At 72.1% G+C, this 18,381-nt stretch carries 15 protein-coding genes; 8 read left to right on the forward strand and 7 right to left on the reverse strand.

Features of this window, described 5'->3' with window-relative positions:
* Positions 1-32 precede the first annotated feature (32 nt).
* The gene (locus EUA93_RS17495; RefSeq protein ID WP_129401583.1) at positions 33-1,241 is read left to right on the forward strand and encodes an acyltransferase family protein; all 1,209 of its coding nucleotides are present in this window, start codon (positions 33-35) and stop codon (positions 1,239-1,241) included.
* A gap of 18 nt (positions 1,242-1,259) precedes the next feature.
* Here the strand turns inward: EUA93_RS17495 and EUA93_RS17500 are convergent, their stop codons facing one another.
* Together EUA93_RS17500 and EUA93_RS17505 are read right to left on the reverse strand one after the other, a co-directional pair.
* Positions 1,260-2,933: a hypothetical protein gene (locus EUA93_RS17500; protein WP_129401584.1), complete on the reverse strand. Its 1,674-nt coding sequence runs from the start codon at positions 2,931-2,933 to the stop codon at positions 1,260-1,262.
* 26 nt (positions 2,934-2,959) lie between these two features.
* Positions 2,960-3,811 (reverse strand): 2OG-Fe(II) oxygenase, encoded by an 852-nt coding sequence (locus tag EUA93_RS17505; RefSeq protein ID WP_165355212.1) that lies wholly within the window; start codon positions 3,809-3,811, stop codon positions 2,960-2,962.
* A gap of 180 nt (positions 3,812-3,991) precedes the next feature.
* Here EUA93_RS17505 and EUA93_RS17510 point away from each other — a divergent pair, with 180 nt between their 5' ends.
* From EUA93_RS17510 to EUA93_RS17520, 3 genes are read left to right on the forward strand one after another with little or no spacing between them, the layout of a single operon-like run.
* Complete coding sequence (locus tag EUA93_RS17510; protein WP_129401586.1) at positions 3,992-5,464, forward strand: bifunctional glycosyltransferase/class I SAM-dependent methyltransferase; 1,473 nt, start codon at positions 3,992-3,994, stop codon at positions 5,462-5,464.
* Positions 5,461-7,476: a DUF2339 domain-containing protein gene (locus EUA93_RS17515; protein WP_129401587.1), complete on the forward strand. Its 2,016-nt coding sequence runs from the start codon at positions 5,461-5,463 to the stop codon at positions 7,474-7,476. The genes EUA93_RS17510 and EUA93_RS17515 overlap by 4 nt, the downstream gene beginning before the upstream one ends.
* Before the next feature lie 4 nt (positions 7,477-7,480).
* Positions 7,481-8,593, forward strand: a complete 1,113-nt coding sequence (locus EUA93_RS17520) for a glycosyltransferase family 4 protein (protein ID WP_129401588.1) — start codon at positions 7,481-7,483, stop codon at positions 8,591-8,593.
* Here the strand turns inward: EUA93_RS17520 and EUA93_RS17525 are convergent.
* Together EUA93_RS17525 and EUA93_RS17530 are read right to left on the reverse strand one after the other, a co-directional pair.
* Positions 8,581-8,760: a hypothetical protein gene (locus EUA93_RS17525; protein ID WP_129401589.1), complete on the reverse strand. Its 180-nt coding sequence runs from the start codon at positions 8,758-8,760 to the stop codon at positions 8,581-8,583. The genes EUA93_RS17520 and EUA93_RS17525 overlap by 13 nt on opposite strands.
* Before the next feature lie 37 nt (positions 8,761-8,797).
* Entirely contained in the window at positions 8,798-10,549 is a 1,752-nt protein-coding gene (locus tag EUA93_RS17530; RefSeq protein WP_129401590.1) for an MmpA family trehalose lipid delivery protein, read from the reverse strand.
* Positions 10,550-10,572: 23 nt separating this feature from the next.
* On the opposite strand from EUA93_RS17530, the gene EUA93_RS17535 reads away from it, so the two are divergent.
* The 3 genes from EUA93_RS17535 to EUA93_RS17545 are packed head-to-tail and all read left to right on the forward strand — an operon-like array spanning position 10,573 to position 13,843.
* Positions 10,573-11,280, forward strand: coding sequence for an O-methyltransferase (locus tag EUA93_RS17535; protein WP_207208819.1), 708 nt, complete (start codon positions 10,573-10,575; stop codon positions 11,278-11,280).
* Between the two features lie 44 nt (positions 11,281-11,324).
* Entirely contained in the window at positions 11,325-12,569 is a 1,245-nt protein-coding gene (locus tag EUA93_RS17540; RefSeq protein ID WP_242497483.1) for an oligosaccharide flippase family protein, read from the forward strand.
* Positions 12,566-13,843, forward strand: a complete 1,278-nt coding sequence (locus EUA93_RS17545) for a lipopolysaccharide biosynthesis protein (RefSeq protein ID WP_129401591.1) — start codon at positions 12,566-12,568, stop codon at positions 13,841-13,843. Before EUA93_RS17540 ends, EUA93_RS17545 begins: the two co-directional genes overlap by 4 nt.
* On the opposite strand, the gene polA is transcribed toward EUA93_RS17545, so the two are convergent.
* Positions 13,802-16,504: a DNA polymerase I gene (gene polA / locus EUA93_RS17550; RefSeq protein ID WP_129401592.1), complete on the reverse strand. Its 2,703-nt coding sequence runs from the start codon at positions 16,502-16,504 to the stop codon at positions 13,802-13,804. The two genes, EUA93_RS17545 and polA, sit on opposite strands and share 42 nt — an antisense overlap.
* Positions 16,505-16,545: 41 nt before the next feature.
* Here polA and EUA93_RS17555 point away from each other — a divergent pair, with 41 nt between their 5' ends.
* On the forward strand, positions 16,546-16,986 hold the full coding sequence (locus EUA93_RS17555; protein ID WP_129401593.1) for a hotdog fold thioesterase: 441 nt from the start codon (positions 16,546-16,548) through the stop codon (positions 16,984-16,986).
* A 21-nt stretch (positions 16,987-17,007) separates the two neighbouring features.
* Here the strand turns inward: EUA93_RS17555 and EUA93_RS17560 are convergent, their stop codons facing one another.
* Positions 17,008-17,562: a GNAT family N-acetyltransferase gene (locus EUA93_RS17560; RefSeq protein ID WP_165355213.1), complete on the reverse strand. Its 555-nt coding sequence runs from the start codon at positions 17,560-17,562 to the stop codon at positions 17,008-17,010.
* Between the two features lie 119 nt (positions 17,563-17,681).
* Positions 17,682-18,380 (reverse strand): ABC transporter ATP-binding protein, encoded by a 699-nt coding sequence (locus EUA93_RS17565; RefSeq protein ID WP_242497484.1) that lies wholly within the window; start codon positions 18,378-18,380, stop codon positions 17,682-17,684.
* Position 18,381: the final 1 nt, after the last annotated feature.

The following is an 18,381-nucleotide window of genomic DNA, read 5'->3' on the forward strand; positions in this document are numbered from 1 at the left end:
GAGGGCCACCGACGCGGGCTAGAGTCCGCGACATGCCGCCCGAGAACCCGACGCCGGTCCGCCGTCGGCTGGCCGCGATGGACAGCCTGCGCGGCGTCGCGATCATCGTCGTGGTGCTGTCCCACGGCTGGATCCTGTGGCCCATCGAGGGCATCGACGCCAACCCGTGGGTGCGACCGGTCTTCCGCAGCGGCAACTTCGCGGTGACGATCTTCTTCGTCGTCACCGGCTTCCTGGTGCACCGCTCGCTGTCCGCGCGCGGCATGGCCGACATGTCGGTGGGCGTGAGCATCGTCCGGCGTGTCGTCCGGGTCGCGCCGGTGGTGCTGGTGGCCGTGCCCCTGGTCGTGCTCGCCTCGGCGTTCGTCGACGACCCGACCTCGAGCCGCACCAACAGCAGGTCGATGCTCCACGTCTTCACCTACACGTGGAACTGGTACGTGCAGACCGACGCCGTCGACTCGCGGTGGGACCTCGGGCACCTCTGGTACCTCTCGGTCGACATGCAGGCCTTCGTCGCGCTCACCGTCCTCCTCGCCTTCGTACGACGACGCCCCGTCGCGCAGCTGGCCGTCCTGGGCGGGCTGCTGCTCCTGCTCACGTGGTGGCGCATGCACGTCGCGGAGCTGGAGCCGGTCATCAACGTCCTCCTGCGCACCACGGCCCGGATGGACGCGGTGGTCGTGGGGATGCTGCTGGGTGTCGTGCTCACCTTCGTGCCGCGCGACGCGGTGACACCGCGCGCCCTGCGCTGGAGCGGCGCGGTCTCGCTCGTCGCGCTGGTCCCCCTGTTCTGGTACTGCTCGGACGACGAGCGGTTCCTCCACTGGGGCGTCACCCTCCTCGAGCTCGACCTGGCGGTCCTGCTGGGCGTGACGGCCCTCGGCGGCTCCGCGCTCACCCGCGTCAGCCACCCGGCCCTGAGCTTCCTCGGCCGCAACTCCCTCGTCATCTACGTCTGGCACTACCCGGCCTTCGCCGCGGTCGAGGCCCGCACCCGCGACTGGGCCTGGCCCCCGCGTGCCCTGGTGGCGTTCGTCGTCGTGGGCGTCCTGTGCGTCGCGACCCACTACCTCCTCGAGCGGCACGTCTCCCGCCTGCTGACCCACCCGCTGTGGCTGCGCCTGAGGCGGGAGCCCGCTGCGGACCCGCGGCGCGACGAGCTCGGTCCCGAGCCGAGCCCCGGGCGCAGCGACGAGCTCAGCCCCGAGGACCTGACGGTGCCGGTCAGCCGGACCTGAGCCGCCGACCGGACCGGGTCAGTCGCCGAAGCAGAACGTGTAGGTGCCGCCGGCGTCGAAGGTGACCGACAGCTCGGCGAGCTGCGCGGTCGTGGCGACGTAGGTCCAGGCACCCGGTGTCGTGCGCCACTCGACCGGGTCGGCCCGCACGTCCTCGTCGGGCCGCGAGAGCCTGGTCAGCACGGAGCCGGCGTCGCCGCGGAAGCGCAGGCCGGTGCCGAGGTAGCTCGTGAGGACGAGGGTGGGCGTGGCGTTGGTCGCGGTGTAGCTCCGGCACCCCGCACGCTCGAGGAGCGACGGCGCGAACGAGTCCGAGGCGACCCCGGCGGGAGGTGCGAGCTCCAGCTCGTCGCCGGTGACGGCGACGAAGTAGTTGTTCTCGGCCTCGATGCGGTCGCGCTCGGTCGGGTCCAGGTCGGGCAGCTCCTCGCGCAGCGCCGGGTCGGCGAGGCGCTCGAGGTCCTCCCCGCTGATGTAGGAGCCACGGACGGCGTCCGTGAGCAGCTTCTCCCCCGCCGCCACGGCGAGCGTGGTGCCGGCGAGGTGCTGGCGCGTGAGGTCGCCGATGCTCAGCACGCTCTGGCCCACGCGGTACTGACCGAGGGCGGCATGAGTGGTCAGGAGCGCCACGACTACCAGGCCCAGCGCAACGGCCGGGCGTCGCTCGGCCCGGCCGAACCGTCGCGCGGCCACGGTGACCAGCGTGTCGAGGACGAGCGCCAGGCCGGGCAGCAGCAGGAGCAGCACGACGTAGCGGTAGCGGCTGGTGGTGACCTGCTCGATCCCGTAGGGCAGCTGGGCGACCGCGCTGACCACGGCGTGGAAGGTGGCGCCCGCGATGCCGGCGATCGTCACCTGCACCAGCAGCGGCCGGCGACGGCTGCCGTAGGCGACGGCCACGAGCACGGCCAGCACGAGGACGGGACCGGCGCCCCAGCCCCCGGTCACGTTGTCGAACGGCAGGGACAGGAGCGTGGCTGCCGACTCCGGCACCTGGAGCGTCTCCTCCCGCGACAGCAGGATGCGGGTCGATCCCCTGCCCCACACGGCGTACCACCCCAGGAAGGCCACCGCCGGCAGGGCCACGACCTGCAGCATGTGCCAGACGCCGCGGGTGAGGGCGAAGACCCCCACCCACACGGCCGCCACCACGCCGCCCAGCGAGATCGTGCAGCCGACCAGCAGCAGGACGCTGGCCAGCACGGTGCTGCGCCGGTCGTGGTCGTTGCGGACGAGGAGCAGCACGGCGATCGCGCCGAGGAGCATCGACGACGTCAGCGCCACCGGGGCCTCGACGAGGAACGCCTCCGAGCCCGCGCCGTACGTCAGCAGCACCAGGGCCGACGCGAGTGCCGCCAGCGGGTGCGCACCCAGGCGCAGCAGCAACCGGTGGGCGACCACCACGAGCGCGAGGTGCACGAGCACCGTCACGGCGAGGTAGGGCAGGTAGCTGGACAGCCCGATGAGCTTGAACAGCACGACGTAGAACAGCACGAGGGTGAGCTGCCAGTGGGCCGCGTGCGGCTCCATCAGGCTCTCGGTCGCGCCGGGCGCACCCCCGCGCGCGACGAAGTAGTGCAGCAGGTCCCCGCTGAACCAGCCACGGCCGCCGAGCCACATCGCGACGCCGCCCTGCACCAGGAGCGCGACGTAGAGCACGCGCAGGTCCCAGCCCGGCAGTCGCAGGGCCACGCGGCGCCAGGCTGCGCGGAGGTCGGTCACTTCCGCTTGCGGAGCCGGGACAGGCTCCCGAGGACCTTGTGCGCCGCCTCGTCGGAGATGCCCAGCCGGCGCTTGACGCGGTCGTAGACGTCCAGGACGGTCCGGTCCGCGGCGATCGCGGCCTTGCGGGTCCGGGTCTCCTCCGGGCGGGCCTGGTAGTTGGTGGCCTTGCGCACCGCGGACTCCTCCTCGGTGAAGTAGTACATCGCCAGCGAGCGACGCGCCATGTCCGGCGGGCAGGTGAGCCCGTCGGGGTGGCCGTGGAAGGAGTCACCGGAGGTGGTGAACACGAGCATCCGGTTGCCGGCAGGCGTGACTGTGCCCTGGCACGCCGTCATCTGCTGGTCCCACAGCTCGAGCTTGCCGCCCCAGTCGTCGTGCCACTCCTCGTTGAGGTAGAGCAGGATGTTGATCCGGCGCGCCCAGTTCTCGTGGGTGTGGTGGGTGGAGAAGTCCGCGTGGATGTTGAGGTGGCCGCCGCGCTTGGTCATGTGCAGGCCGCCCCCGTCCATCGTGTAGTCGGGGATCAGGTCCGAGATCCCGGTCAGCTCCTCGAGGTAGGCGACGAACTCCGGGGAGCAGAACTCCCGGGCCACGGCCTGCAGCGAGTCGGCCCACGTGTCGGGCTGGGTGTTGGAGTACTTGGTCTCGTTGACGTGCGCGTAGGCCTTCCAGAACGCGTCGTCGATCCCGGGGAAGCCGGCGACCGCCGACGCGAACGCCGGCTGGTGCAGCACGTCGTCGAGGACGATGTGCGGGAAGGGCTGGGCACTGCCGTAGGCCTCCGCGGCGCGGGGCAGGTCGGCGGTCAGGCGCGTCATGTCGACGAGCTGCAGGGCGGTCTCCATGGCGCGCATCATGCCATCTGGGACGACCCCCACGAGCGACTCCTCGACAACCGGTCGGGCGTGCCCACCGACTCCTCGGCGAACTGTGCGCGCGGATGCTACTGGCGGGTTACACTCGGCCGGTTCATGAGGCGTCCGTCACGTGCCGGGGTGGTTCCCGGCGCTCTGGAGGAGAGATCGATGTCAGCAGCCGAGGTGCTCAGCGACGCTCAGCCGGCGCACGACCGCGCGCCACGGGTCGGCGTCCTGGTCGTCGCCTACAACGCGGCCTCGACGCTGGAGCGCACGCTCTCCCGGCTCCCGGAGTCCTTCGCCCGCTCGGTCGACCACGTGATGGTCTGCGACGACGCGAGCCAGGACGACACCTACGAGATCGGCCTGCGCTTCCGCGACACCGCGTCGTTCCCGATCACCGTCGTCAAGCACGCGCGCAACCTCGGCTACGGCGGCAACCAGAAGGCCGGCTACCGGTGGGCCGTCGAGCACGGCCTCGACGTGGTCGTCCTCCTGCACGGTGACGGGCAGTACGCCCCCGAGTGCATCGAGGACCTGGTCACCCCGCTGGTCAGGGGGGAGGCCGACGCGGTCTTCGGCTCGCGCATGCTCGAGAAGGGCGGGGCGATGGCCGGCGGGATGCCGGCCTACAAGTACGCCGGCAACAAGATCCTCACCGGCTTCCAGAACGCCCTCACCGGCCAGCACCTCTCCGAGTGGCACTCGGGCTACCGCGCCTACCGCACCGACGCCCTCACCGACCTCGACCTCGCGTCGTACTCCGACGACTTCGACTTCGACACCGAGATCATCCTGGGACTGGTGCGAGCCGGCAAGCGGATCGCCGAGGTGCCGATCCCCACCTACTACGGCGACGAGATCTGCTACGTCAACGGCATGAAGTACGCCCGCGACGTGACCGCGGACGTCGTGCGGCACTGGGCCAGCGAGCGCGGCTTCGGCGGGGGCGTCGCCTCCACCGAGACCGACCTCTACGCGCTCAAGGCGACGGGCTCCCACGGGGTGCTGATCGAGTGGCTGCAGGGACGCGAGCCCTCCCGCGTCCTCGACGCCGGGTGCTTCGACGGCCGCTTCGCCGACCTCGCGCGCCGCGCCGGTCACCACGTGACCGGCCTCGACCGGCTCAAGCACGACGGCGTCGCGGACCGCGTCGACTCGTTCATCGAGGCCGACCTCAACCAGCCCCTCCCCGCGACCATCGGCGCGGAGTACGACGTCGTGGTCGCCGGCGACATCCTCGAGCACGTCGTGGAGCCGCAGCAGCTCCTCGAGGACCTGGTCTCCAAGCTCGTGCCCGGCGGCGAGATCCTCGTCTCGGTCCCGAACTTCGGTCACTGGTACCCCCGCGGCCGCATCGCCGTCGGCAAGTTCGACTACGACCAGCGCGGGCCGCTCGACCGTGGCCACGTGCGGTTCTTCACCCGCACCACCATCGAGCGGCTCTTCGCCGACTGCGGCCTCCGGGTCCTCGAGCACCAGACCGTCGGCACGCCGTTCGAGTCCGTCGTCGACGGCCCCGAGGCGCCGCCCACCCGCAAGCAGCTGGTGCGGGGCGTCACCCGCGTGGACCGGGCGATGGTGAGGGCGTGGCCGCGACTCTTCGGCTACCAGTTCCTCTACCGCCTGGAGGTGGCGTGACCGATCCCGACCATCGGCGCCGGGTCATCAGCACGTCCGCAGGGCTCACCCTCGGTGGCATCGTCCACCTCCTCATCCTCTTCAACGTCTCGCGCGACCTCGGGCGCACGGCCACGTCCGGGTTCTTCTCCGGCGTCTACGAGCTGCAGGCACGCGCCTTCCTCGACGGACGGATCGCGGTTCCCGACGGCAGCATGGCCATCGAGGGCTTCATCCGCCACGGCGTGACCTACATGTACTTCCCGCCCTGGCCGGCGCTGCTCCGCCTGCCGGTGCTGATGACGACCCACGAGTTCGACGGCCGCCTGACGCTCCTGTCGATGGGCCTGGCCTGGATCGTGTTCGTCGTCTTCGCCGCCAAGCTCGTGTGGTGGCTGCACGCGCGCATCACGGCGCGCACCTCGGTCAGCCGCGGCGAGGCCGTCCTGGTCGCGTCCTTCCTGGCCGCGGCGAGCGGCGGCACCTTCATGACGTACGACGCCTCGCTGCCGTGGGTCTACCACGAGGTCTACGCGTGGGCGATCGCGGCGGCGCTCGGCGTCCTCTACTGGCTCCTGCGCGTGCTGACCGCTCCCGACTGGCACTCGGCGCGGTGGCTGGGAGTCTTCTGCTTCATGGCCATCGGCACCCGCGCCACGGCCGGCTGGGCCCTCTGCCTCACGGTGATCGCGGTCGCGGCCTGGTTCGGCATCCGGCGGTCGACGCCCGCGCGGCGGCAGGTGTGGTGGGCGATCCTCCTGGCCGGGCTCGTCCCCCTGGCCCTGTCGATCGCCTACAACCTGCACAAGTTCGACCACGTCTACATGTTCCCGCTCCAGGACCAGGTCTGGACGCAGGTCAACGCGCACCGGCGCGAGGCCCTCGCCGCCAACGGCGGGTCCATCACCGGGCTGCAGTTCTTCCCGACGGCGTTCCACGCCTACCTCTGGCCGAGCGGCATCCGCTTCGTCGACTACTTCCCGTGGATCACCCTGCCGGCCCGGCCGCCGGAGGCCCTCGCCGGCGCGTTCGTCGACCAGGCCTACCGCACCGGGAGCGCGACGGCCTTCATGCCGCTGTTCATGCTGCTCCAGGTCGTCTCCACGGTCGTGGTGTTCCGCCCCGGGGCGTCGGCTCGGCTCCGGGTGCTGCGGGTCCCGATGATCGCGGCCGTGCTGATCACCGGTGGCGTGATGGCCTACGGCTACTTCGCCGCGCGCTACGCCAGCGAGTTCGTCCCCGCGCTCGTGCTGGGTGGCGCCATCGGGACGGTGCTGGTCGCCGACCGGCTCCGCGGCCGTCGGGTGTTCCCGGCGGTCGCCGTGGGCATGGCCGTGCTCGCCACCTTCTCGATCGTCGCGCAGCTCTCGATCGGGCTGAGCGCGGCCGCGACCAGCGCCCGCGGCGCCGACCTCGAGCGCTACGTCCGCTGGCAGCAGAGCCTGTCGCCCGACGCCCAGGCGCGGCTCGTCACGTTCTCCGACTCCCTCGCCGACGACGGCGAGACCGACGAGCTCCGGATCGCCGGCGACTGCGACGCGCTCTACCTCAACACCGGCGACGCCTACGAGCCGTGGACCACGATCCAGTCGCGCGGCGAGGCCGCGAGGATCCGCCCGGACGGTCGGCTGCGTCCCGGACGGGTCCCCCTGTTCCGCATCGCCGGCACGGGTGACACCGCCGTCCTCGAGGTCACCGATGAGCGCCAGCTGCGGTTCGTCCTGACCGGGGAGGACGGCGAGTACGGCGCCAACACGTTCGACTTCCCGCCCAACGGCTACGCCGACCTCAACCTGCGCAACCTCACCCAGTTCGGCTTCTACGAGATCACGGCCGTGCCGTCAGGCCCGGTCGGCTTCCTGCGCTCGACCCGCACCGACGACGACTGGCACACCTGGCCGGCGCGACTGGAGTGGCTGGGCAACGATTCCGCGGCCCGCAGGGTCGGCGTGAGCCTCGAGCACCTGACCGGTCTCGACATGCCACTGTGCAGCGAGCTCGCGCAACAGGCCGGCGCGGGCGACGGAGCCTGATCCCGTGCGCATCGCCTTCTTGACGTGGCGCGACACCACGCACCCCGACGGCGGCGGGTCGGAGGTCTTCGTCGAGTCCGTCGGGCGCGAGCTGGCCCGGCGCGGGCACCACGTGACGCTGCTCTGCGCACGTCACCCCGGCGCAGCTGCGCGGGAGGAGCGCGACGGCGTACACCTGCTGCGCGTGGGCGGTCGGCTCACCGTCTACCTGCGGGGCCTCGCGTGGCTGGTGCGCCACCGCGGCGAGGTCGACGTCGTGGTCGACGTCGTCAACGGTCTCCCGTTCGCCTCACCGCTCGTGCGCCGGCGTGGGGTGGTCGCGCTGGTCCACCACGTGCACGCCGAGCAGTGGCGCATCATCTACCCGGGCCCGGCCGGCCGGGTCGGGTGGTTCGTCGAGAGCCGGCTCGTCCCGGTCCTCTACCGCGGTCGCCCGTTCCTCACCGTGTCGGACGCCTCAGCCCGTGACCTGGCCGCGATCGGCGTCGATCCCGGCTCGATCACCGTGGTGCGCAACGGACTGGCCGCGGTGCCGACGGAGGTGGCAGGTCCGCGCTCCGAGAGGCCCCACCTGGTCGTGCTCTCGCGCCTGGTGCCGCACAAGCAGATCGAGCACGCCTTCGAGGTCGTGCGTCGCCTGTCCGACGAGATCCCCGACCTCCACCTCGACGTGGTCGGCGACGGCTGGTGGCGCGAGCACCTCGTGGCCGCGGCCGCCGAGCACGGCGTGACCGGGCGGGTGACCTTCCACGGCCACACCGACGACGTCCGTCGCGACGAGCTCCTCGCCGGTGCCCGTCTGATGCTGATGCCCTCGGTCAAGGAGGGATGGTGCCTGGCGATCACCGAGGCCGGGGCGCAGGGGACGCCGAGCATCGCCTACCGGTCGGCCGGCGGCGTCACCGAGTCGATCCACGACGGGCGCACGGGCAGGTTGGTCGACGACCTCGACGAGATGGTCGCGGTCGTCCGCGAGCTGCTGGGTGACCCGGGCACGACTGCGGAGCTGGGTGCCGAGGCACACCAACTAGCCTCGACCCTCACGTGGGCGTCGTGCGCCGAGCGGGTCGAGGAGGTGCTCCGGACCAACGGAGCGCGGGGACCTCAGTCGCCGTAGACCAGGATCTCCTGGCTGGCCGGGTTGGTCTCCGGGGCCTGGGTCTGGCTGAAGACGAGGCCGCCGAGGGCGCCACCGGCCACGATGGCCCCGACAGCGGTGGGGAGCAGGATCGAGGTGACGATGCCACCGATACCGCTTGCTGCACTGCCGCCGATCACACTCACGTGCTGTCTCCCTCTGACGAAGTTACCGAGCGTTAGGTTACATGACCCGGAGGTCCGCGTCCCGTTCTCGACGGGCCGACTTTCGTGTCGCGACCCGGGCCCCGACCGCGGCTGTCGCCACCAGCAGCGCGAGCAGGTGCGCGGCCCACACCGCGAGCGCCCGGGAGCCCTGTTCGCCCGACGGGGACACGACCGCATCCGGCACGCGGTAGAGCGCGGCGTGCTCCCCCTCGACGACCGGCTCGAGGCCGGTCAGGTCCAGCTGTCCGGCCTCGCGGTCGTCGGGGTAGACGACCACCCAGGCCACGCCCAGCCCGGGCAGCACCTCGGCCGGCGGGCCGGCCTCCAGTGCCTGGCCGATCTGGGCGGCGAGGGTGCTCTCCCCCGGCACCAGCACCTGGCCGACCTGCAGCGAGTCGCTGGTGACCACGTCGGCGTCGAACATCCGGACCGCCGGGTCGGAGGCCGTCTGGCCCGGTCGGGTCCAGTCGTAGGCGCGGTAGGCCCGCCAGGGCAGCGTCACCACCACGCCCGGCTCCCCCGCGAGCCGGTCGGCCACCCGGGTGAGGTCCGCGGGGAAGCGCACCGGTGACACGGTCGGCCAGGTCTGGAGGGTGGCGTCGGGCAGCACGACGACGGGGAGGGCCGCGAGGACGAGTGCCGCGACGGGTCGTGCGTCGCCCACCGGCACGGCGCGCCACAGCCGGGCTGCAGCCGCGCCGAAGGCCACGGAGACGAGCACGACGGCCGGCGCGAGGAGCTTCTGGGTGTCCCGGAGCAGCCCCGCCCCGGGGACGGTGTCGACGAGGTCCACGAGGAGGTCCTGTCCCCCGCCGGTCGCAGCGGCGAACGCGACCGCTGCCGGCGCTGCGGCGAGGACCACCCAGCGCACGGTGTCGCCGCTCCCCCAGTGCCAGCGCAGGCCGCGGAGCCCGGCGACCAGCGCGAGCACGACGACCGCGGCGGCGACGAGGGCCAGCCCGGTCGTCCGGGACGCGGGCTCGGAGTACCCGTCCCATATCCCGCCCAGGCCGAGCATCGCCACGAGCGGGCCGAAGCGGGAGCCCGTGTCAGGGGCGAAGGCCGCCACACCGGCACCGTCGGACACGTGGCCACCGGGCCCCGTGAGGGCAGCGGCCACCCACGGCGCCTGGAGAGCCAGTCCTGCCAGCACCGCGGGAGCGAGACGGGTCGTCCGGGGTGCCGTGGCCACGACGAGCGCCCCCACCGCCAGCAGGCCGCCCGTCGGGGTGAGGGACGCCAGCGCCGACCAGCCGACAGCGGCGGCCAGGTCGACCGCGCGTCCCTCGCGCCGCCAGCGCATCGCCGCCGCGACCAGCCACGGGAGCGCGGTGCACGCCAGCAGCAGCGCCCACTGCCCCAGCGCGAGCCGCTCGACGACGTACGCGTTCCAGACGGCGAAGCCCGACCCTGCCAGCTGGGCCAGCCGACCCAGCGGCGCGAGCAGGCGGGCGACGCCCCAGCCCAGCAGCGCGAGCAGGAGCGGCAGCACGATCCGGGCGAGCACTCCCCCGTCGACGACGTGCGTGAGCGCTGCCACGACGGAGTCGAGCGGCACCGCCCGCGGAGCCACCTCGCCCAGGCCCCAGGTCGCGTCGTTGAACGGCTGGCGCGGGACGAAGACGAGGTCTCGGGCCAGCGGGTGCCCCGGGCGGACCAGCAGCGGCGCCACCAGGACCACGGCCAGCGCGGCCGGCCACAGCAGGACGAGCCAGTCCTGCCAGTCACGACCTCCGCGACGACGCTGCGGGATCGGCGTCGGCACCACCGCGCCAGCCTATGCTGTGCCGCGTGCCAGACCCGGGCGAACCGCACCTCTCCTTCGACGACGCGTGGCGGGTGGCCGGAACGGTCGACGGCTGGCTCACCGAGGCGCAGGCCCGGGCGCTGTACGACGCCGCCCGCCGCGTCGCCCCGGCGACGGTCGTCGAGCTCGGCAGCCACCTCGGCCGCTCGACCATCGTCCTCGCCGCCGCCGGAGCGTCGGTCACCGCGATCGACCCCTTCCCCGACGACTGGCGCTACGGCCGGCCGGACACCGAGGAGCGCTTCCGGTCGCACCTGGCGCGGGCCGGCGTGGCGGACCGCGTCGACCTCCACGTCGCGATCAGCCGGGAGGTCCGCGACGGCTGGAGCGCACCGGTCCGGCTCGTCTACGTCGACGCGAAGCACGACATGTGGTCGTGCCTCGACGACATGCGCTGGAGCCGGTTCCTCACGGCGGGCGACGCCTTCTTCGTCCACGACGCCTTCTCCTCCCTGGGTGTCACGCTGGCCGTGCTGCGCGACACGCTGACCACCGGGCGGCACACCTACATCGGGCGCACCGGGTCGCTCGCGCGCTTCGTGGTGGGTCGTCCCACCGCGGCGCAGCGGGCTCGGGTGCTCCGCGAGGTGCCGTGGTTCGTGCGCAACCTGGTCGTCAAGGTGCTGCTCCGCCTCCGGCTCCGCCCGGTCGCGCGCGTGCTCGGCCACCACGACACGGCCGACCCGTACTGACTCCCCGTCCCGACGCCGTCCCGTCGGCACCTAGGATCACGCAGGTGACGGGCCCGAGCAGCGTGCGCAGCAGGCGCACCTTCGACGGCAGCGCCGTCGCGGTCGCCACGAGCGTCATGAACGTCGCGACCTACGGCTTCACGATCCTGGCCGCCCGCATCATCGGGCCCAGCCAGTACGGCGCGTTCGCCGCCTGCCTGAGCCTGCTCATCGTCGTCCAGACCGTCGCGCTCGGGCTCCAGGCCACGGCCGCACGACGGATCGCCGTCGACCGCGACCACGTCGGCACCATCGAGCGGGCGATCCTCGCCCTGGCCCTCAAGGTCTCCCTCGTCGTCGGCGCCGTGATGCTCCTGCTGGTCCCGGCGATCAACGCGCTGCTCAACCTCGACAGCATCCTCACCGCCGGCGTCGTCGCGCTCGCCTGCGTGCCGCTGACCCTGGCCGGTGGCCAGGCGGGGATCCTTCAGGGCGAACGGCGGTGGGGTGCCCTCGCCGTGTTCTACCTCGCGAGCGGTGTGCCGCGGCTCCTCGTCGGCACCGCGATCATCCTCTGGCGGCCCGACGCGACGAGCGCCATCCTCGGCGTCGGTCTCGGCTTCCTCTTCCCGCTCCTCGTCGGGTGGTGGGTGCTGCGCCACCGTCGTACGCCCGACGTGGCCGCGGCCGGCCACAGCGCCCGATCGATGCTGGCCGAGAGCGCCGGCAACACCCAGGCCCTGTTCGCCTACTTCGCGCTGTCCAGCGTCGACATCATCCTTGCCCGCCGGGTCCTCGACGGGCACGACGCCGGGCTCTACGCAGCGGGGCTGATCATGGCCAAGGTCATGCTCTTCCTGCCCCAGTTCGTCGTGGTCATCGCCTTCCCCGACATGGCGACGCCGGACAACCGCACGCGCGCGCTCGTCCGCAGCCTCGCCGCCGTCGCCGTGATCGGCGCGGTCGCGGTGGTGGCCGCCAAGCTGCTCTCGGGCATCGCGATGTTCTTCGTCGGAGGCGCCGACTTCGGCGAGGTCGAGGACCTGCTCTGGCTCTTCGCGCTGCTCGGCACCGTGCTGGCCATGCTCCAGCTCCAGGTGTACGCCGTGCTCGCGCGCCAGTCGCGGCGGGCCGTCGTCCTGCTCTGGGCCGCGCTCGCCGTCGTCGTGGCTGTCGGGCTGCAGGCCGACTCGGTCGCCCGGCTCGTCACCTCCGTCCTGGTGGTCGACGTGGTCCTGCTGGTCGTCCTCACGATCGCGAGCCTGCGGATGTCCGACCAGCCGGCGGCCGGGACGCAGCTCCCGGGATGAGCACGTCACGCACCCAGGTGTCGTCCCTGCGCCGGTTCCTCGGCGGGAGCGGCGGCATCATCGTCGGCACGGCGGTCATGAACGTGTGCACCTTCGGCTTCACCATCGTCGCCGCAGGCATCCTCGACACGGCCGACTACGGCGCGTTCTTCGCCCTGCTCAACCTGCTCATGGTCGTCTCCGTGGTCAACATGGGGCTCCAGGCCACGGCCGCCCGGCGCATCGTCGAGGCCCCGGCCTCCGTCGCCTCGATCGAGCACTCGATCCTGCGCGTCGGCTACGGGACGGCGCTCGCGGTCGGCGGCGGCCTGGCCGTGCTCTCCCCCGCGGTCACGTGGCTGCTCCAGCTCGACTCCGTCGTCCCCGCCCTCGTGCTCGCCGCGCTCGCCGTGCCGACGACGGTGATGGGCGCCCACGTCGGCATCCTCCAGGGCGAGAAGCGCTGGGCCGCGCTGTCGTGGGTCTACGTGCTCGCCGGGATCCCGCGGGTCGCCGGCCTGGTGCTGCTGTGGCTGCGACCCGACGAGAGCATCGCCCTGTTCGGCAGCGGGCTCGGCTACATCGCACCGGTCGTCCTGGGCTGGTGGATCCTGCGCCGCCCGCGCGCCGGCACCGGGCGCCAGGACGCAGCCGCTGTCGCGACGCCGGACGCCACCTCGCTCGTGCGCGAGACGCTGCACAGCGCGCAGGCGCTGCTCGCCTTCTTCGCGCTGGCCAACGTCGACATCGTGGTGGCCCGCCACGTGCTGTCCGACCACGCCTCCGGCCTCTACGCCGTCGGCCTCCTGGTCGCCAAGATCATGCTCTACCTGCCGCAGTTCGTGGTGATCGTGATGTTCCCGTCGCTGGCGACCGCCCACGAGCGCCGCCGTGCGGTCGTGCGCGGCACCGCGGCCATCCTCGCGCTCGGCGTCGCGTGCACCCTGGGTGTGGTGCTGCTCGCGGGAGTGGCCGCCGACCTGCTCGACAGCGAGAAGCTGCGGGCGGTCGAGGGGCACCTGTGGCTGTTCGCGGTGCTCGGGACGCTGCTGTCGATCACGCAGCTGCTCGTGTACGCCACCCTGGCGCGGCAAGGCCGACGCTCCATCCTGCTGGTGTGGGTGGCGCTCGTCGTCTGCGTCGTCGCGGGAGCGATGACGAGCACGCCGACCGAGCTGCTGACCGTGATGATCACCGTGAGCGTCGTGCTCACCGGCACCCTGGTCGCCGCGAGCCTGCGAGCGGACTCCGGGTCAGTGGGCGGCGTCGTGCCAGCTGCGCCCGGTGCCGATTGACACGTCGAGGGGCACGGTCAGGTCGGCCGCTCCACCCATCTCGGTGCGGACCAGCTCGGCGAGCGCCTCGCCCTCGCCCGGGGCGACCTCGAACACGAGCTCGTCGTGGACCTGGAGCAGCATCCGCGACGCGAGGCCCTGCTCGGCCAGCGCCCGCTCCACGCCGAGCATCGCGACCTTGACCAGGTCGGCGGCCGAGCCCTGGATGGGTGCGTTGAGCGCCATCCGCTCGGCGGTCTCGCGGCGCTGGCGGTTGTCGCTGGTGAGGTCGGGCAGGTAGCGGCGACGCCCGAGGATCGTCTCGGTGAAGCTGGAACGACGAGCCTCGTCGACGATGCCGCCGAGGTAGTCGCGCACCCCGCCGAAGGTCTCGAAGTACTCCTGCATCAGGCCGGCCGCCTCGCTCGTGCTGATGCGCAGCTGCTGGGACAGCCCGAAGGCGGACAGGCCGTAGGCGAGGCCGTAGTTCATCGCCTTGATCTTCGCGCGCTGCTCGATGCTCACGTCGGCGGCGTCGACGCCGAAGACGCGCGCGGCCGTGATCGAGTGGAAGTCCTGCCCGGAGCGGAACGCCTCGATCAGCAGGGCGTCCTCGGAGAGGTGGGCCATGATCCGCATCTCGACCTGGCTGTAGTCGGCCGTCATCAGCGACTCGTTGCCCTCGCCCACGACGAAGCCCTCGCGGATCCGACGGCCCGCCTCGGTGCGGATCGGGATGTTCTGGAGGTTCGGGTCGGTGCTCGAGAGGCGGCCGGTCGCGGCGATGATCTGGTTGTAGGTCGTGTGGATGCGGCCGTCGGAGGCGACGGTCTTGAGCAGTCCCTCGACCGTCTGCCGCAGCCGGATGACGTCGCGGTGGCGCAGGAGGTGCTGGAGGAACGGGTGCTCGGTCTTCTCGAAGAGCTGCTGGAGCGCGTCGGCGTCGGTGGTCCAGCCGGTCTTGGTGCGCTTGGTCTTCGGCATGTCGAGCTCCTCGAAGAGCACGACCTGGAGCTGCTTCGGCGAGCCGAGGTTGATCTCCTTGCCGATGACGTCGTAGGCGTCGTCGGCCGCAGCGCGGACCTGCTCGCCGAACTCGGACTCGAGCCCCTCGAGGTAGTCGGTGTCGACCGCGATGCCGACCTGCTCCATCCGCACCAGGGTGCCGATGAGCGGCAGCTCGACGTCGCGGAGCAGCTGGGTGCCGCCGTGCTCCTCGACTGCGACGTCCAGCGCGTCGGCGAGGTCGAGCACGGCGCGGGCGGTGAGCATCGCGGTGTCGCTGGCCGTGGTGTCGTCGAGCGCGTCGAGGGTCAGCTGGTCGGCGTCGCCGGTGTCCTGGCGCAGCTCGCGCTTGAGGTAGCGCAGGGTGAGGTCGGCCAGCGCGTAGGAGCGCTGGTCGGGCTGGACGAGGTAGGCGGCGAGCGCCGTGTCGACCTCGAGCCCCGCGAGCTCCCACCCGCGGGCCGCGAGCGCGAGGCTCGGACCGTTGGCGTCGTGGAGGGCCTTCGGCCGCGACGGGTCGGCCAGCCAGCCGGCCACCGCGGCGTCGTCCTCCGGACCGACGTCGGGGACGTCGATCCAGGCGGCCTGCCCCTCGCGGGTCGCCACGGCCAGCGAGAGCACCTCACCGGTGCCGGCGCGCCACGTGCCCTGCACGGCCACACCGACGCGGACGCCGGCAGGTGCGTGCTCCTCGAGCCATGCGGCCGCCTCGCCGGGCGACAGGCGCCGACCGTCGAGCTCGAAGCCCGACTCGGCCTCGACGACCTCGACGGGATCCGGGTCGATCGTGTCCATCAGCCGGGTCCGCAGCTCGCCGCGGAACTCGAGCTCGTCGAGGAGCTCCAGGCCCGCGGTGCGGTCCCACGGCTGGCGGCCGAGGTCGGCGGGGGCCAGCGGCAGCGTCAGGTCGCGCACGAGCGCGTTGAGCTGGCGGTTGCGGATGACGTCACCGAGGTGCTCGCGCAGCGCCTCGCCCTTCTTGCCGGTGATCTCGTCGGCGCGGGCGATGACGTTGTCCAGTCCGTCGTACTGGTTGATCCACCGCGCCGCGAAGCCGGGGCCGACGCCCGGGACTCCGGGCAGGTTGTCGGAGGTCTCGCCGACGATCGCTGCGAGCTCTGGATAGCGGTGGGGCGGGACGCCGTACTTCTCCTCGACCGCGGCGGGCGTCAGGCGGGCGAGGTTGCTCACGCCCTGCATCGGGTAGAGCACGGTGGAGCTGTCGGTGACCAGCTGGATCGAGTCGCGGTCGCCGGTGAGGATCAGCACCTCCATCCCCGCGGCGAGGCCCTCGGTGACGAGCGTGGCGATGATGTCATCGGCCTCGTAGCCCTCGAGGTCGAGGTGCTTGATGGACAGTGCGTCGAGCACGCGGCGGATCAGCGGGAGCTGGCTGCCGAACTCGTCGGGCGTCTTGTTGCGCTTGGCCTTGTAGTCGGAGTACTGCTCCAGGCGGAAGGTCTGGCGCGAGCGGTCGAACGCGACGGCGACATGGGTCGGGACCTCGTCGCGCAGGACGTTGACCAGCATCGAGGTGAAGCCGTAGACCGCGTTGGTGTGCTGCCCCGTGGCGGTCGCGAAGTTCTCCACCGGGAGGGCGAAGAACGCGCGGTAGGCCAGCGAATGGCCGTCCAGCAGCAGGAGGCGGGGCCGGGTGGTCTCACTCGTCTCGGGCACCCGCCGACTCTATCCGTCGCCACCGACAGCAGAATGGCGGCATGAGCACACCCGAGAGCCTCGCCGACCTCAGCATCGAGGAGTTCCTCGCCTACATGCCGCAGGGCATGGGACGGCTCAACGAGAAGATGGGCATCGAGCTCGTGGAGCTCTCCGCCGAGCGACTCGTCGCCACCATGCCGGTCGAGGGGAACACGCAGCCGTTCGGCCTGCTCCACGGGGGCGCCTCGGTCGTGCTGGCCGAGACCCTCGGGTCCGTCGGCTCGGCGATCCACGCCTACCCCGACAAGGTCGCCGTCGGGGTCGACATCAACGCCACCCACCACCGCTCGGCCACGAGCGGCACGGTCACCGCGACGGCCACGGCCGTGCACCTGGGCCGGTCGTCGACGTCGTACGAGATCGTCATCACCGACGAGCGCGGCAAGCGGGTCTGCACCTCGCGCATCACCTGCGCGCTGGTGCCGATGCCCCCGAAGTAGGAGGCGGGCGAGCGGTCGGGCTCAGCCCGGCACGCGCTCGCGCCGGATCCGCCTGGCCGCCAGCACCCGGTCGATGCGCTGCTTGCTGGTCGCGGCCGGGTTGACCTGGCGGGACTGGGGCAGCCGGGCTCGTACGGCGCTCGTCGTCGCCGCCCGCAGCGTGGCCTGGGGCGCGAACGACAGGCGAGCCATGAACCTGTTCGCGTCACGCGCCTCGGCGGCCGCAGCCGTCTGCACGTGGCTGATGCCGTGCTGCTCGGCGAAGCGGCACGCCACCTCCATCAGCGCGCTGCCGACGCCCTTGCGGCGGAACCGCTGGAACACGTGCGGCGACACCGCCAGCACGGCGGGCTCGAGGTTGAGCGGGGTGAAGGTCGAGGCCTCGAGGTAGACCGCGCCGGCCACCTCGCCGTCGATCTCGGCCACCGCGACGCACTGGTCCTCGCGGGCGGCCGCCGTCGTGACCACACGGGCCACGTCGGCGAGCTGCTCGTCGAGACTTCCCTTGCGCAGGATGTCGCACCACAGGTCACGCAGCTGCGCGACGTCGGTCGGCTCTGCTGCGCGTACGCTCACCGGCGTCCGACTCATCGACCCACCACTTCCTCGAGCACCCACAGTGGCCCCCTGCCGCCTCGTTGCGGCACCACCACCGGGTGAGACTATCGCCCGGCTCCTCCACTCACCATGCCGGATCAGGCTACGCCGAGATAGGCCTCTCGCACCGACGGATCGTCGAGGAGCTCGGCACCGGTGCCGGTCTTCACGATGTTGCCGGTCTCCAGGACGTAGGCGCGGTCGCTGCGCGAGAGTGCCTGCTTGGCGTTCTGCTCGACGACCAGGATCGTCGTCCCCTGCTGGGAGATCTCGGTGATGATGTCGAAGATCTGCTGGATCAGCATCGGGGCGAGACCCATCGAGGGCTCGTCGAGCATCAGGAGCTTGGGTCGCGACATCAGAGCGCGGCCGATGGCGAGCATCTGCTGCTCACCGCCCGACATCGTGCCCGCGATCTGCTTCTTGCGCTCGAGGAGACGCGGGAACAGGCCGAAGACGCGGTCGTAGTCCTCGTCGATGGCCGCCTTGTCCTTGCGGGTGTAGGCGCCCATGTTGAGGTTCTCGGTCACCGACATGCCCGGGAAGATCCCGCGGCCCTCGGGGCACAGGACGAGGCCCTTGCGCAGCCGCTGGTCGGCCCGCAGCTTCGTCACGTCCTCGCCGTCGAAGAACACCGCGCCGGTCGCCAGGCCACGCACCCCGGACAGGGCCCGCATGGTGGAGGTCTTGCCGGCGCCGTTGGCGCCGATCAGGGAGACGACCTCACCCTCGTTGACCTCGACGGAGATCCCGTGGAGGGCCTCGATCTTGCCGTAGTTGAGAACGGCGTCCTTCATC

It is taken from the genome of Nocardioides oleivorans (genome assembly GCF_004137255.1).
In the GTDB taxonomy this organism is placed as follows: domain Bacteria; phylum Actinomycetota; class Actinomycetes; order Propionibacteriales; family Nocardioidaceae; genus Nocardioides; species Nocardioides oleivorans.

Coding starts and splice junctions, on each gene's coding strand:
- EUA93_RS17545 (WP_129401591.1), top strand. CDS start 12,566: ATGAGCACGTCACGCACCCAGGTGTCGTCCCTGCGCCGGTTCCTCGGC.
- EUA93_RS17565 (WP_242497484.1), bottom strand. CDS start 18,380: ATGAAGGACGCCGTTCTCAACTACGGCAAGATCGAGGCCCTCCACGGG.
- EUA93_RS17495 (WP_129401583.1), top strand. CDS start 33: ATGCCGCCCGAGAACCCGACGCCGGTCCGCCGTCGGCTGGCCGCGATG.
- EUA93_RS17505 (WP_165355212.1), bottom strand. CDS start 3,811: ATGGAGACCGCCCTGCAGCTCGTCGACATGACGCGCCTGACCGCCGAC.
- EUA93_RS17510 (WP_129401586.1), top strand. CDS start 3,992: ATGTCAGCAGCCGAGGTGCTCAGCGACGCTCAGCCGGCGCACGACCGC.
- EUA93_RS17555 (WP_129401593.1), top strand. CDS start 16,546: ATGAGCACACCCGAGAGCCTCGCCGACCTCAGCATCGAGGAGTTCCTC.